This is a genomic window from Erythrobacter sp. WG, assembly GCF_026586795.1.
Taxonomy (GTDB): Bacteria; Pseudomonadota; Alphaproteobacteria; order Sphingomonadales; family Sphingomonadaceae; genus Erythrobacter.
Genome location: NZ_JAPFGY010000009.1, coordinates 41,118 through 53,798 on the forward strand (window position 1 = coordinate 41,118; position 12,681 = coordinate 53,798).

Annotated in this window: 17 protein-coding genes; 8 read left to right on the plus strand and 9 right to left on the minus strand. The window is 67.3% G+C overall.

The window, feature by feature from the left end; all coding sequences use genetic code 11:
• The first annotated feature begins 80 nt into the window (after positions 1-80).
• Positions 81-1,094, plus strand: coding sequence for a PAS domain-containing protein (locus OPU67_RS06565; protein ID WP_324255347.1), 1,014 nt, complete (start codon positions 81-83; stop codon positions 1,092-1,094).
• Here OPU67_RS06565 and OPU67_RS06570 read toward each other — a convergent pair whose 3' ends face one another.
• Together OPU67_RS06570 and OPU67_RS06575 are read right to left on the minus strand one after the other, a co-directional pair.
• A complete protein-coding gene (locus tag OPU67_RS06570; RefSeq protein ID WP_267618517.1) occupies positions 1,095-1,634 on the minus strand; it encodes a response regulator in 540 nt (179 codons plus the stop codon).
• A 28-nt stretch (positions 1,635-1,662) separates the two neighbouring features.
• Positions 1,663-2,085: a VOC family protein gene (locus tag OPU67_RS06575; RefSeq protein WP_267618519.1), complete on the minus strand. Its 423-nt coding sequence runs from the start codon at positions 2,083-2,085 to the stop codon at positions 1,663-1,665.
• A 112-nt stretch (positions 2,086-2,197) separates the two neighbouring features.
• On the opposite strand from OPU67_RS06575, the gene OPU67_RS06580 reads away from it, so the two are divergent.
• Both OPU67_RS06580 and OPU67_RS06585 read left to right on the plus strand, forming a co-directional pair.
• On the plus strand, positions 2,198-2,857 hold the full coding sequence (locus tag OPU67_RS06580) for a glutathione S-transferase family protein (RefSeq protein ID WP_267618520.1): 660 nt from the start codon (positions 2,198-2,200) through the stop codon (positions 2,855-2,857).
• Positions 2,857-3,744, plus strand: a complete 888-nt coding sequence (locus OPU67_RS06585; protein WP_267618521.1) for a S1/P1 nuclease — start codon at positions 2,857-2,859, stop codon at positions 3,742-3,744. The genes OPU67_RS06580 and OPU67_RS06585 overlap by 1 nt, the downstream gene beginning before the upstream one ends.
• Here OPU67_RS06585 and OPU67_RS06590 read toward each other — a convergent pair.
• A complete protein-coding gene (locus OPU67_RS06590; protein ID WP_267618524.1) occupies positions 3,741-4,352 on the minus strand; it encodes a LysE family translocator in 612 nt (203 codons plus the stop codon). The two genes, OPU67_RS06585 and OPU67_RS06590, sit on opposite strands and share 4 nt — an antisense overlap.
• A complete protein-coding gene (locus OPU67_RS06595; protein WP_267618525.1) occupies positions 4,349-4,816 on the minus strand; it encodes a cupin domain-containing protein in 468 nt (155 codons plus the stop codon). The genes OPU67_RS06590 and OPU67_RS06595 overlap by 4 nt, the downstream gene beginning before the upstream one ends.
• A 31-nt stretch (positions 4,817-4,847) precedes the next feature.
• On the opposite strand from OPU67_RS06595, the gene dapE reads away from it, so the two are divergent.
• The 4 genes from dapE (at position 4,848) to OPU67_RS06615 (ending at position 8,692) form a co-directional block, all read left to right on the plus strand.
• On the plus strand, positions 4,848-5,999 hold the full coding sequence (gene dapE / locus OPU67_RS06600; protein ID WP_267618526.1) for a succinyl-diaminopimelate desuccinylase: 1,152 nt from the start codon (positions 4,848-4,850) through the stop codon (positions 5,997-5,999).
• A 33-nt stretch (positions 6,000-6,032) separates the two neighbouring features.
• On the plus strand, positions 6,033-7,364 hold the full coding sequence (locus tag OPU67_RS06605; protein ID WP_267618527.1) for a dicarboxylate/amino acid:cation symporter: 1,332 nt from the start codon (positions 6,033-6,035) through the stop codon (positions 7,362-7,364).
• Positions 7,365-7,393: 29 nt separating this feature from the next.
• The gene (locus tag OPU67_RS06610; protein WP_267618528.1) at positions 7,394-7,909 is read left to right on the plus strand and encodes a DUF1643 domain-containing protein; all 516 of its coding nucleotides are present in this window, start codon (positions 7,394-7,396) and stop codon (positions 7,907-7,909) included.
• Positions 7,910-7,975: 66 nt separating this feature from the next.
• The gene (locus OPU67_RS06615; protein WP_267618530.1) at positions 7,976-8,692 is read left to right on the plus strand and encodes a hypothetical protein; all 717 of its coding nucleotides are present in this window, start codon (positions 7,976-7,978) and stop codon (positions 8,690-8,692) included.
• A 6-nt stretch (positions 8,693-8,698) separates the two neighbouring features.
• Here OPU67_RS06615 and OPU67_RS06620 read toward each other — a convergent pair whose 3' ends face one another.
• From OPU67_RS06620 to dapB, 4 genes are read right to left on the minus strand one after another with little or no spacing between them, the layout of a single operon-like run.
• Positions 8,699-9,121 carry a hypothetical protein gene (locus OPU67_RS06620; RefSeq protein ID WP_267618531.1) on the minus strand — a complete coding sequence of 141 codons (423 nt, stop codon included), beginning with the start codon at positions 9,119-9,121 and terminating at the stop codon, positions 8,699-8,701.
• Between the two features lie 55 nt (positions 9,122-9,176).
• Positions 9,177-9,854 carry an endonuclease III gene (nth, locus tag OPU67_RS06625; RefSeq protein ID WP_267618533.1) on the minus strand — a complete coding sequence of 226 codons (678 nt, stop codon included), beginning with the start codon at positions 9,852-9,854 and terminating at the stop codon, positions 9,177-9,179.
• Between the two features lie 3 nt (positions 9,855-9,857).
• The gene (locus tag OPU67_RS06630; protein ID WP_267618534.1) at positions 9,858-10,757 is read right to left on the minus strand and encodes a restriction endonuclease; all 900 of its coding nucleotides are present in this window, start codon (positions 10,755-10,757) and stop codon (positions 9,858-9,860) included.
• A 14-nt stretch (positions 10,758-10,771) separates the two neighbouring features.
• Positions 10,772-11,500 carry a 4-hydroxy-tetrahydrodipicolinate reductase gene (gene dapB / locus OPU67_RS06635; RefSeq protein WP_267618537.1) on the minus strand — a complete coding sequence of 243 codons (729 nt, stop codon included), beginning with the start codon at positions 11,498-11,500 and terminating at the stop codon, positions 10,772-10,774.
• A 132-nt stretch (positions 11,501-11,632) separates the two neighbouring features.
• Between dapB and OPU67_RS06640 the strand changes: the two genes are divergently transcribed.
• Positions 11,633-12,349, plus strand: coding sequence for an NAD-dependent deacylase (locus OPU67_RS06640; RefSeq protein ID WP_267618538.1), 717 nt, complete (start codon positions 11,633-11,635; stop codon positions 12,347-12,349).
• On the opposite strand, the gene OPU67_RS06645 is transcribed toward OPU67_RS06640, so the two are convergent.
• Positions 12,327-12,620, minus strand: coding sequence for a hypothetical protein (locus tag OPU67_RS06645; protein ID WP_267618539.1), 294 nt, complete (start codon positions 12,618-12,620; stop codon positions 12,327-12,329). The two genes, OPU67_RS06640 and OPU67_RS06645, sit on opposite strands and share 23 nt — an antisense overlap.
• Positions 12,621-12,681 lie beyond the last annotated feature (61 nt).

The window sequence follows — 12,681 nt, forward strand, 5'->3', positions numbered from 1 at the left end:
CCCGGCCTTCAGGCTCTAAGGTCCCCCCACCCAAGTGGATGACCCCAATCCGGGTCCTGCGACACGACATAAGGGACTCAATGCCGACATCGATCGACAAAGCCGGTCCGCAGACCGTCGGGCAGATCAGCTTTCGCCAGCTGGCCGACGCGATGCCGCAGATGGTCTGGTCGACCCTGCCCGACGGCGCGCATGATTACTACAACGCCCAGTGGTATGCCTTCACCGGCGTGCCCTATGGCTCGACTGACGGCGAGGGCTGGAACGGAATGTTCCACCCGGACGATCAGGAGCGCGCCTGGGCCGTGTGGCGGCACAGCCTCGAGACGGGCGAGCCTTACGAGATCGAGTACCGCCTGCGCCACCACAGCGGCGAATACCGCTGGACACTCGGCCGTGCCCTGCCGATCCGCGGCGACGACGGGGCGATCATCCGCTGGGTCGGCACCTGCACCGAGATCCACGAGCACAAGCAGATCGCCGAGCAGAACGCCATCCTCAGCCGCGAATTGAGCCACCGGATCAAGAACATCTTCGCGGTGCTCAACGGCATCATCGGGATTTCCGCGCGGCACTATCCCGCCATCAAGGATCTCGCGCGCCAGCTCCAGGCGCGGGTCGCGGCGCTGGGCCGGGCGCACGACTACGTGCGCCCGCACAGCATGGAAAGCGCGCCGCATGACGGCCCGCACCAGCTTTCCGAACTGCTGCAACAGCTCCTGCGGCCCTATCCGGCGCTCGAGGAAGGGCGCGTGGCGATCGAGGGCGAGGAATTCACGGTCGACGATCGCGGCGCTACCCCGCTCGGGCTCGCCTTCCACGAACTGGCCACCAACTCCGCGAAATATGGCGCCCTGTCCGTGCCGGAGGGGCGGGTGCACATCCGCACCGCGCGCGAAGACGGGGACGTGGTCATCACCTGGCAGGAAAGCGGGGGCCCCGCCGTCACCGCACCGGCCAAGACCGGGTTCGGGACGCAGCTCACCGACATTAGCATCGTCAACCAGCTGGGCGGGGAGATCGAGCGTGAATGGGCGCCCGAGGGGCTGACGGTCAGGGTGCGGGTGCTGGCGGAGCGGCTCTACCGCGAATGATCAGCCGAAGCAGCGGATGAACGGCGGCGCTTCCGTCGCCTCGCCGCTGCGCCGCGCCAGCGCGAACCGCACCGCCGACAGCAGGCTGCGCTCATCGGTCGGCTTGGTGAGCACGCCGATCGTTCCGGCAACGCCATCACCCAGGAGGCGCGGGTTGGCGGTGACGAACAGCACCGCCGTCTTGAACTGGTTGGCGAGACGCGCGCCGATTTCCGGCCCGGTGAGGCCATCGCGCAGGTTCAGATCGACGAGCGCGAGGGCGACGCCGCGTTCGGCATAGGCCATTGCGCCTTTCAGATCGGCGGCAAGGCCCAGGACCTCATAGCCGTGATCTTCGAGGATGCTTTGCATCTCGAGCGCGACGAGCATCTCGTCTTCGACGATGAGGATAGCGTTGGACATAAAGTTCAAACTGTGCAGCGGCCCGATCGGTTCCATCATTTGACCCAGATTGAGCACTTTGTTCGCATTACTGTCCCCGATGGGCGCCGGCGCGCTGGTCAGCGGGCGTTTTGCTGGCAACGTTTCGCGGGTCGGCAAGGTCCTGCGGCCCGCCCGGCGGGGCAGGTCAGGCGGTCGCGAACAGTTTGGCGGGATCGGCAAAGGCCTTGAACTCGAGTGCGTTGCCTGCCGGGTCGCGCAGGAACATCGTCGCCTGCTCGCCCGGCAGGCCCTTGAAGCGGATGGTCGGCTCGATCACGAACGCGCAGCCCCCCGCGCGCAGGCGCTCGGCGAGCGCCTCCCACGCCTCCATCGTCAGCACCAGGCCGAAGTGCGGAACGGGGACGCCGTGGCCGTCGACATGGTTGCTCGCCCGGTCCCCGGCCTGACCGGGTGCGAGGTGCGCGACGATCTGGTGGCCGTGGAAATCGAAATCGATCCATTCGTCGGACGAGCGTCCCTCCGCGCAGCCCATCACTTCGCCGTAGAAGCGGCGCGCGGCGGCGAGATCGTCGACCGGGAAGGCGAGGTGGAAGGGGGGCAGGGTCATCGATTTCGCTCCGGCAAAGGTTGATTTGCGATAGACCGTTCAGCCTCGACAGCGCCAGCCTGAATATCTACGGCAGCCGCAAATCGGTCCCGGCAAGGTGGAGCAGGCGGACATGAAACTCATCATCGGCAACAAGAACTATTCGAGCTGGTCCCTGCGCGGCTGGCTGGCGGTCAAGCAATCGGGCCTCTCGTTCGAGGAACTGACCGTGCCGATCATGGGCGAGGAGTGGGACCGGCTGAAGCACGACATGGGCGAGGTGCAGCCCTCCAGCGGCAAGGTGCCGATCCTGTGGGACGGCGAGGCGGTGGTGTGGGACAGCCTTGCGATCCTCGAATACCTCGCCGACAAGGTGGGGCGGACCCGTTACTGGCCCAAGGACGAGGCGGCCCGCGCCATGGCCCGGGCGATGGTCTGCGAGATGCACTCGGGCTACGTCACCCTGCGCAAAGAACTGCCGATGAACATCCGCCGCCGCGTGGAACTGCCCGGCCTCTCGGAGCAGACCCGCGCCGATATCGTGCGGATCCTCACCCTGTGGGCCGAGGCGCGCGCGCGGCACGGCAGCGCCGGGCCCTATCTGTTCGGCACCTTCGGCGCGGCGGACATCTTCTACGCTCCGGTGGTGACGCGCTTCGTCACCTACGGGATCGGCGTCCCCGGCTTCGCCCAGGCCTATATGCAGGCGATCTGGGAGCATGACTGGATGGCCGAATGGATCGGCGCGGCGGAGCACGAGGAATGGGTGATCGAACAATACGAGCAGGTGTGATGCGGCGGCTGGCGCTTGCCCTTGCGGCGCTTGCCGCGCTGCTGGCTCCGGTGCAGGCTGGCGCATGGGGTGAATATGGCCACCGCCAGACAGCCTCGATCGCGATGGCCAACGTGTCGCCGCAAGTGCGCGCCAAGGTCCGCGCGCTGCTCGTGCACGAGAAGGCGCTGGGCACGCCCGAATGTCCGCTCAAGACGCTCGAGGATGCGGCGGTGTGGGCCGATTGTCTGCGCGGGCAGAGCTGGCGCTGGGGCTACACCTTCGCCTGGCATTATCGCACTGCGCCGATCTGCAAGGCCTTCGACCCGAAGGCGAACTGTGCGGGCGGCAACTGCGTGACCGCGCAGATCGTCCGCGCCCACCGCGTCCTCGCCGACGAGCGCCTGCCGGCGGCGGTGCGTTTGGAGGCGCTCGCCTTCATGGTCCATTTTGCGGGCGATGTGCATATGCCGCTCCATTCGGGCGATAACGACGATCAGGGCGGCAACGCGGTGAAGGCCGATTACGGGATCAAGCCGGGGCTGAACCTGCATTCGATCTGGGACGGCCCGCTGGCCGAGCGGGCGATCAGCGATCCGGCCGACCCAGTGGTGCGCGCCTATACCCCCGCAGAGCGCGCGGAGTTTGCCGGGGGCACGCCCGACGACTGGGGCCGCGAGAGCTGGGAGATCGCGCGCAGTTTCGTCTATCCCACCGCCTTCGACACGCAGGCGCCGTGCGACGAGACGCTGCCGGAACGCATCGTTCTGTCCCAGGACGATATCGCGCGCGCCGTGCCGCTTGCGCGGTCGCGCGTCGTGCAGGCGGGGCTCAGGATCGCCGGCCTCCTTGAAAGCGCCTTCGCTCCGGGCCCGCTGAATGTGCCCGAGGCACCGCGGCGCCCCTAGGCGAAGGCCTTCGCCAGGAACCAGGCGGCCACGCCGAGCATCGCGAGCGCCAGCACCCGGCGCACCATCCCGGCGCTGGCCTCGGCCATCAGCACTCCCCGCGCGCGTCCGGCACCGAGCACCAGCGCGAGGTGAATGGCGGTGGCTATGGTGACGCTGACCGCGCCAAGGGTCAGCCCCTCGGCGAATGTGGGCCGCCCGCCGCTGACGAATTGCGGCATGACGGTGATGAGGAACAGCGCCGATTTGGGATTGAGCAGGTTGATGACGAAGCCCGCGAGCGCGTGGCGGCCGGTTGCGGCCCTGGGTGCGGCGGCCTGCGAGCTCTCGCCGCTGTCGCGCCACGCCTCCCACGCGAGCCATGCCATCATCGCCGCCGCCGCCAGCGACACGCCCCGCGAGATCGCCCCGTCACTGGCGAGGATGACGCCCGCCGCCAGCACGCTCAGCACGGCGTTGCCGGCGAGGCCGAGAGCGATCCCCGCAACCGCCCCCACGCCGGCGCGGCGTCCCTCGGCGATTGTCAGCGTCGCCAGCCATGCCATGTTGGGGCCCGGCGTGATCTCGACGATCAGCACCGCAAGGGCAAAGCCGGCGAGGTCGATCACGGCAGGCGCCGGGCCTCGTAGCGGGTGCCGTCCTTGCGGGCATAGCCGGCGGCGTCGAAGACCATGTCGATGTCGGGATATTCGCCGCTGTCGGCCTCGCGCGCACCGGCGCTGATCGCCACGAACACGCAGGGGGTGTCCGAGCGGTTATGGAGGTGGTGCCCGTTCGCCTCGCCCGCGGGGAAGGCAAGAATGTCGCCCCGCCCCACGGGTGTCTCGCCCGCGTCGTCGATCAGCACCGCCTCGCCATCGAGGATCACCACCAGTTCGTCTTGCCCCCTGTGCCAGTGGCGCTGCGACGAGAACGCGCCGGGGAGAAGGGTGACGTGGCTCGCGCCCATCAGGGTGAGGCCCGCCACCGGCGCGAGGCGGCGATACCAGCGCCCCTCCACCGCCGTATCGAAGGGCGGCGGATAGCCTGTCGCGTTGGTGTGCGGGATGCTTGCGAGATCGAGCTTGGGCATTTCCGGCAACTCCTGCTAGGCCCGGCAAACCATGCTCGACGCTCTCGACCTTGCCAAGCGCCTGATCGCCGCGCCTTCCGTGACCCCCGCAACCGGGCCGGTGTTCGCCGAGCTCGAGGCGATGCTGGTACCGCTGGGCTTCGCGGTCCACCGCTTCACCCGCGGCGCGGGGGCGGACGGCAGCGACGAGGCGCCGGTCGAGAACCTCTTCGCGTGGCGGCCCGGTCCCGCAGGCTCGCGCCATTTCGCCTTCGCCGGCCACCTCGACGTCGTGCCGCCGGGCGAGGGGTGGTCCTCCGATCCTTTCGAACCCCAGGTGCGCGGCGAATTGCTCCACGGGCGCGGGGCGGTCGACATGAAGGGGGCGATCGCCGCGATGGTCGCCGCCGCTGCCGAGGTCCCGCGCGAGGCCGGCACGATCAGCTTCATCATCACCGGCGACGAGGAAGGTCCTGCGCTCCACGGCACCCGCGCGCTGATCGACTGGATGGAAGGCGAAGGCCACCGCCCCGACCTGTGCCTCGTCGGCGAGCCCACCAGCGTAAACCGGCTCGGCGACATGGTGAAGATCGGGCGGCGCGGCTCGGTCAACATCTGGATCACCGTCGAGGGCACGCAGGGCCACGTCGCTTACCCGCACCTCGCCGACAACCCGCTGCCCCGGCTGGTCGCGATCCTTTCCGAACTCGACGCCCTGACGCTCGATACCGGGACGGCGTGGTTTCAGCCCTCCAACCTCGAGATTACCGACATCGCGGTGGGCAACAAGGCGACCAACGTCATCCCCCCGCTGGGGCAGGCGCGTGTCTCGATCCGCTTCAACGACCTCCACACCGGCAAGAGCCTGTCCGACCGCGTCTGCGCGATCGCCGAGCGGCACGGCGGCAAGGCGCGGCCCGTAATCTCGGGCGAGCCGTTCCTGACCGAGCCCGGCGCCTTCTCGAAGCTGGTCAGCGCGGCCGTGGAGGCCGAGACGGGCATTGTCCCCGAACTCAGCACCACCGGCGGCACCTCGGACGCGCGCTTCCTGCGCAGCCTGTGCCCGGTGATCGAATTCGGCCTCTGCAACGCCACCATGCACAAGCGTGACGAGGCCGTGGCGATCCCCGACCTTGCCGTGCTCGCCCGCATCTACGCCCGCATCGCCCGCGCCGCGCTGGCGCTCGCCCCGACGGACGGCTAGCGCGCGGTCACGCGCAGGAGAGACTTCAGGACAATGGATCGCAAGCTCACCCTCTACATCCTGATCGGCATGGTGCTCGGCGTCCTAGTCGGCCAGGCGCTGAACACCACGCTTCCCGCCGACGTCATCAAGTCCGACGTCGCGCCGTGGCTGAAGCTGCTGTCCGACATCTTCTTGAACCTCATCAAGATGCTGGTCGCCCCGCTGGTGCTTTCCACCATCGTGGTCGGCATCGCCCACATGGGCGACAGCGCCGCGCTGGGCCGGATCGGGGTGCGGGCGCTCACCTGGTTCATCACCGCCAGCCTCATCTCGATCGGGCTCGGGCTGCTCCTGGTCAATGTCTTCCAGCCGGGCATCGGCGCGCCGATCCCGGACGTCGCGGCCGCCACGGCTGCGGTCGGCGAGGTCAAGGAGCTGAAGGCGACCGACTTCATCCTCTCGATCTTCCCCAAGAACGCGGTCGAGGCGCTGGCGACCAACAACATCCTGCAAATCCTCGTCTTCGCGATCTTCGCCGGCGTCGCCCTATCGGCGATCGGCGAGCGGGGGCAGGCGCTCGTCAAGGGCGCCGATGCGCTGGCCGAGATGATGCTGCAAGTGACCGGCTATGTGATGCGCTATGCGCCTGTCGCGGTGTTCGGCGCGCTCGCCAACGTGGTCGCGGCGAGCGGCCTTGCGATCCTCGGCACCTACCTCACCTTGCTCACCGAGTTCTATTTCTCGCTGGTGCTGCTGTGGATCATCCTGCTTTCGGCCGGGGCTGTGTTCCTCGGCAAGCGCATCTGGACGCTGATCCGCTACATCCGCCAGCCGTTGATGATCGCCTTCTCGACCGCGTCCTCCGAAGCCGCGCTGCCCAAGCTGTTCGAGCAGCTCGACCGCTTCGGCGTGCCGCGCCGCATCTCGGGGTTCATGCTGCCGCTGGGATACAGCTTCAATCTCGACGGCTCGATGATGTACATGAGCTTCGCGACGATCTTCATCGCGCAGGCTTACGGCATCGAGCTCAGCATCGGCACGCAGATCATGATCCTGCTGACGCTGATGATCTCGTCGAAGGGCATCGCCGCCGTGCCGCGCGCGTCGCTGGTGGTCATCACCGGGACGCTGGCGATGTTCGGCCTGCCGGTGGAAGGCGTGGCGATCATTCTCGCCATCGACCAGTTCCTCGACATGGGCCGCACCGCGACCAACGTGGTCGGCAACGCCGTGGCGACGGCGGTCATCACCAAGTGGGAAGGGATGCTCGAGATCGAGGAGGCCGAGGACATGGACCTCCCCCACGCCCCGGCCCACACCGCCGCCGATGGCCGCGCGGGGCTGGAACTCGATCCGAGCAACTTCGAGGAAGGCAAGGGCTGAGGCCGCCGCCGCCGGGAGGGCCGCGCCGCGTGAGGCGCTGGCCGACCCGCCATCCGGGACCGGCGGCCTATTCCCCCTGCGGGCGATATCGCTACCGGCTCGAACGGATCATGGGGCCGGGGCCGATGCTGGCCATCGTGATGATGAACCCGTCCGAGGCGACCGAGGAATTCGACGACCCGACCATCGCGAGCGTGCAGACCCTGTGCGCGCGGCTCGGCTTCGGGCGGGCTATCGTCGGCAACCTCTTCGCCTGGCGCTCGCCGCAGGTGGCGCGGCTGGCGGAGGTTGCGGATCCCGTCGGGCCGGAAAATGATGCGCACCTCGCCGCGATGGCCGCAGAGGCGGACGTGATCGCCGTCGCCTGGGGGGCGGCCACCAAGCACCCGAAGAGCCATCCGGATCGCTGGCGCGAGGTCGCCCGCATTCTGGAGAGCGCGGGCAAGCCGCTCCATTGCCTCACCCACTTGAAGGGCGATCATCCCCGCCACCCGCAGATCCTGATCCACGAAACGCCGCTGCCGCGCTGGCGACGGCCGGCTTGACGATCCGGCAAAACGCGGCATCCTCATGCGCGGGAGATCAGGGAAATTATTCCGGGGGGACAGGGGATGGAGCTCGATCCTTACGCAGAGCGGCGAAGCAATTGGCTGGAGGTCGAGACGGGTAAACCCGGGCAGTCGATCGATCGTCTCGCAAGCGCCAACGTGGCGGTTATCGTGCGTGAAGGCTGCACGGCCAAGGCAGGTCCCGGGGGCCTCGCCTACGCTGGAGCCAAGGGTAATGCGACAAGCCTCGCCAAGGTGGAACGTTACGGCGTCGCCATATGCGGGAACGAGGGCACAGCGGAAGGCGGTGCCGGCTGCGTCGTGTTCGCTTACGATGGCGGGACAGCCACGGGCGGCGATGGGGCTGTCGCGATCGCACGGCGCGGGGGCGGCGGGGCTTCATGCGGTGTGCACGGGATCGCGAGCGCGCTTGACGCCAACGCCACGGCAACGAGGCCGGCTTCGGTCGCAATCGTGCGGCGGCAGAATGGCGGCAAGGGCGGGGCTCAGGTCGTCGCGCAGGTCGAATCCGGCGGCGTCGCCATCGCGCGCGACTATCTCCCCAAAGCACTAAGACCCGCATTGGCCAAGGCAGCGGCGGGCGCAATTGCCATCGCCTTCGAGAACAACCTTGTGTGGGGCGAGGTCGGGGCGCTGCTGGTGGGCACCTATGTCGCAGGCGGTCAGACGCGCTTCGTGGCCGCCATGGTCGATGGCAAGGAGATCAGGGCTCGCACCCCGTACAGGGTCGACGAGAACGGGCGCTTCGTCACCGCCTGACAGGCGTCATCCCTTCGAGGTCTTCGCGTAGCTGACCGGCACGAAATCGCCGAGCGAGCAGCCGGCGCCGCGCTGGAAGTTGCCGCCGAAGTTCTGCAGCACATAGACGATCTGCGGCCGGCACAGCTGATCAATCGATGTCTCGTAGGTGATCGATCGTTCGAAGCCGAGGCCCGGGCAGCGATCGCGCAGCGTGTTGCGGTAGACCTTGCCGCCCAGCATCTCGAAATCGATCACCCGGTCCGAACGCACCACCGTGTTGCGCACTTGTGAGCGGTTGATGCAGCTTTCGCCCGGCCCGAGCACGGTGACTGCGGGTGTCCTCGCGCCCTCTGCCTGCGCGCGCGCGGCATCGGCGGCGGGGTCCGGGGCGCAGGCCGCAATGGCGAAGAGGCTGAAGGGAGCAAGAGCGAGGAAGCGCGTGGTCATGGCGAGACTCTCCACCTGATCGGCCCGATGATCCGCCCGCCGCTTGAACCGCGCCTTAATCCACGCTGGCATCACCCGTTGCGGCGCGGCCCTTCGGCGGTGCGAGCACCTTCTTGCGGAAGCTGCACAGGTCCGCGACCTTGCATCGCCAGCACTCCGGCGTCCTCGCCTTGCAGACATAGCGCCCGTGCAGGATCAACCAGTGGTGTGCATGGAGGCGGAAGGGCTGGGGGACGCGCCTTTCCAGCTTTGCCTCGACATGATCGGGGGTCTTGCCCTTGGCGAGCCCGGTGCGGTTGCCAACCCGGAAGATGTGGGTGTCGACCGCGAAGGTCTCCTGCCCGAACCAGCAGTTGAGCACCACGTTGGCGGTCTTGCGCCCGACGCCCGGCAGCCGGACGAGGTCCTCGCGGGTCGCCGGCACCGCGCCGCCATATTCCTCCACCAGCAGCCGCGAGAGAGCGATGACGTTCTTGGCCTTGGAATTGAACAGGCCGATGGTCTTGATGTGCTCCTTCAATCCCTCCTCGCCGAGCGCCAGCATCTGCTGCGGCGTTTCGACCTTGGCGAACAGCGCCCGCGTGGCCTTGTTCACGCCGACGTCGGTCGCCTGCGCGCTCAGCGCCACCGCCACGACGAGCTGGTAGGCATTGCCGTATTCGAGTTCGGTGCGCGGCGCCGGATCGTCCTCGGCGAGGCGGCGGAAGAACTCGAAAATCTGGTCGCGGGTCATGGCTCAGACGCTATTGAACCAGTCAGCGTCGACGATGACGCGCTCAATCATCTCCGTCGACACGCCTAACCGATTCTCTTTCAACAAGTCGCAAAGTCGATCTCCGTCTATAAGGTCGATGGCGATAGCTCCATCTCTCGTAGCCTCATCAGATGCTTGGCTGGTAAAGTGGCCCGTTGTGATGAACAGCCCTTTGTCGGCACGCCCTTGGACCGCGCCGCGAAAGTCTCGAATTTCCTTCGATCCGACGCTTCCGATCCAGCGCTTGCACTGAAAGTAGACTTGGAACGAAACTAAGTTCACACGCAGAACACCAAGTCCGTCTATACCACCATCATTTGACTTCCCGCGTACTTCTACCTTCGTAAAGCCTGCTTCACGCAGCAAGCGCTGCGAAAGGCGTTCGAATGCGCTGGGGTGCATCGCTCCCAATACAGTTAGGAGCTTTCCTTTCCAGTCCTCCTCCTCACCCGGCCCTTGATCTTCCAGTTCTTCGATGGGCGGAGCAGCATTTTTCTGGGCAAGGCGCTTTAGCCGAGCTTTCTCGCGCTCTTCCAAGCCGACTTGGTCGTAAATCGCTTGCGTTTCTTTGACCGAACGAATGCCTTGGCCTTGATCCGTAAGCGCCCATACACCACGAGCTGAATTCTCGATCGCGCCGCCTCGGCGGAGGTATGTCCTTGCCCAAGCGAGATAGTAGTTAACGCGCGGACGATTGTCAGATCCCTTCATCTGGTAGGATTGTTCAATCTCGGTGACGCCTTCAAGCTCTACAACTCTTTCGTCGAGCTCTTGGATCGTTGCCGATCCGCCTAGATCTTTGAGCGCTTCGATGACAGCCAACATCATTCCGGGCAGATATGGCAATGATTCTTCATCGACTTCGAACCTGCGACCCATCATTGACTTTCCCTAAATCACAACCCCAGTACGTCATTCATCGTGTAGCGGCCCGGGCTTTGGCCGACGAGCCACTCCGCCGCCTTCACCGCGCCGCGCGCGAAGATCATGCGATTTTCCGCCGAGTGCGACAGCACGAGGCGCTCCTCGCTTCCGGCGAAGATCACCGAATGCTCGCCCGCCACGGTGCCGCCGCGCAGGGTGGCAAAGCCGATCGCGCCCTCCTTGCGCGCGCCCGTCATGCCGTGGCGGCCGCTCTCCATGTTGTCCGCGAGCGCGATGCCGCGGCCTGCCGCCGCCGCCTCGCCGAGCAGCTTGGCGGTGCCCGAGGGGGCATCGACCTTCATGCGGTGGTGCATCTCGAGCACCTCGATGTCCCAGTCGCTCCCGAGCCGCGCCGCCGCCTCGCGCACGAGGTGGGCCAGAAGGGTGACCCCGAGCGAGAAATTGCCCGATTGCAGCACGGGCACGGCGCCCGCCGATTCGTCCAGAAGCGCGAAGTGCGCGGCCTCCAGCCCCGTGGTTCCGACCAGGATCGGCTTGCCCGCTTCCCGCGCTGCGGCAAGGCTGTCGGCGAGCGCGGCAGGTGCCGAGAAGTCGATCAGCACATCGCAACCGCCGGCGTGCGGCGCGAGGCTCTCGCCGGCATCGATCCCGACCGCGAGCACGTGCCCGGCATCGGCGATTGCGGCCTCCAGCGCGCGGCCCATCCGGCCCTTGTGCCCGATCACCCCGAATTGCAGCATCTTCGCCAATTCCCCGTTCGTCCTGAGCTTGTCGAAGGACCGTCTTTCCTTCTACCCCCTTTGAAGAAACGGCAGGGCTTCGACAAGCAGGCCCTGAACCCGACGAAGGGCTCCGCCCGAACGGAGTGGGATTTGAGCGCAAGCGCGAACAGCATCGTCATCCTCACCGGCGCCGGGATTTCGGCGGAGAGCGGGATCGACACTTTCCGCTCGGCCGGGGGGCTGTGGGAGCAGCACCGCGTCGAGGACGTCGCCACGCCCGAAGGCTTCGCGCGCGATCCCCATCTCGTGCTCGGCTTCTACGATATGCGGCGTGCGGCGCTCGCCGGGGTGGAGCCCAACCCGGCGCACGTGGCGCTCGCGAGGCTGGAGCGAGAATTTGCGGGCGAATTGCTGCTCGTAACGCAAAACGTCGACGACCTCCACGAACGCGGCGGTGCGGCGCGGGTGCTGCACATGCATGGCGAGCTCAAGAGCGCCCTGTGCAGCGCCTGCGGGATGCGCTCGCGCTGGGAGGCGCCGCTCATCGACCGCCCGCCGTGCCCGGTCTGCCAGGCCCGCCATCTGCGTCCCGACGTCGTGTGGTTCGGCGAGATGCCCTACCGGATGGAAACGATCTACGCGGCGCTCGAGACGTGCGACCTCTTCGTCAGTATCGGCACGAGCGGCGCGGTCTATCCTGCCGCCGGCTTCGTCGCCGAGGCGCGTGCCAACGGGGCGCGCACGCTCGAGCTCAATCTCGAGCCCTCGGAAGGCTCGCGCCTGTTCCATGAGAGCCGCCTCGGCCCGGCGAGCGCGCTGGTGCCCGCCTGGGTCGAGGAGGTGCTCAGTCGGGAGACGTCTGGGTAGTCGGCGTCGGCGGGTTGGCGCCGCGCTCCTTGCTCCAGCTGCGTCCGCCATCGGTCGGCGCGACGCGATCGGCGGGCAGCGTGCTGTCGGGGTCGGTGGAGCGCTGATCGCGGACGGCGCGGCCGTCGTCCATGCGCTGCCGATCGGCAACCGCAGCGCCCTCGTGATGGTCCTTGGCCTTCTTGGCGCGCATCCACGAGATGATGCCGAACACCAGCACGGCACCGATCGTGAAGAACGCAAGCGCCCCGACGATGTCGAAATTCTGCATGGGTAGCCTCCTTGGGTGGGGTGAGGCTGACCGGTTGCGGGCTCGCGATGTTCCGTGTCGC

Bases quoted from the DNA above. Each gene is read 5' to 3' on its own strand.
- OPU67_RS06565 (WP_324255347.1), top strand. From the start codon at position 81: ATGCCGACATCGATCGACAAAGCCGGTCCGCAGACCGTCGGGCAGATC.
- OPU67_RS06575 (WP_267618519.1), bottom strand. From the start codon at position 2,085: ATGACCCTGCCCCCCTTCCACCTCGCCTTCCCGGTCGACGATCTCGCC.
- OPU67_RS06580 (WP_267618520.1), top strand. From the start codon at position 2,198: ATGAAACTCATCATCGGCAACAAGAACTATTCGAGCTGGTCCCTGCGC.
- OPU67_RS06585 (WP_267618521.1), top strand. From the start codon at position 2,857: ATGCGGCGGCTGGCGCTTGCCCTTGCGGCGCTTGCCGCGCTGCTGGCT.
- OPU67_RS06595 (WP_267618525.1), bottom strand. From the start codon at position 4,816: ATGCCCAAGCTCGATCTCGCAAGCATCCCGCACACCAACGCGACAGGC.
- dapE (WP_267618526.1), top strand. From the start codon at position 4,848: ATGCTCGACGCTCTCGACCTTGCCAAGCGCCTGATCGCCGCGCCTTCC.
- OPU67_RS06605 (WP_267618527.1), top strand. From the start codon at position 6,033: ATGGATCGCAAGCTCACCCTCTACATCCTGATCGGCATGGTGCTCGGC.
- OPU67_RS06615 (WP_267618530.1), top strand. From the start codon at position 7,976: ATGGAGCTCGATCCTTACGCAGAGCGGCGAAGCAATTGGCTGGAGGTC.
- OPU67_RS06620 (WP_267618531.1), bottom strand. From the start codon at position 9,121: ATGACCACGCGCTTCCTCGCTCTTGCTCCCTTCAGCCTCTTCGCCATT.
- nth (WP_267618533.1), bottom strand. From the start codon at position 9,854: ATGACCCGCGACCAGATTTTCGAGTTCTTCCGCCGCCTCGCCGAGGAC.
- OPU67_RS06630 (WP_267618534.1), bottom strand. From the start codon at position 10,757: ATGATGGGTCGCAGGTTCGAAGTCGATGAAGAATCATTGCCATATCTG.
- dapB (WP_267618537.1), bottom strand. From the start codon at position 11,500: ATGCTGCAATTCGGGGTGATCGGGCACAAGGGCCGGATGGGCCGCGCG.
- OPU67_RS06645 (WP_267618539.1), bottom strand. From the start codon at position 12,620: ATGCAGAATTTCGACATCGTCGGGGCGCTTGCGTTCTTCACGATCGGT.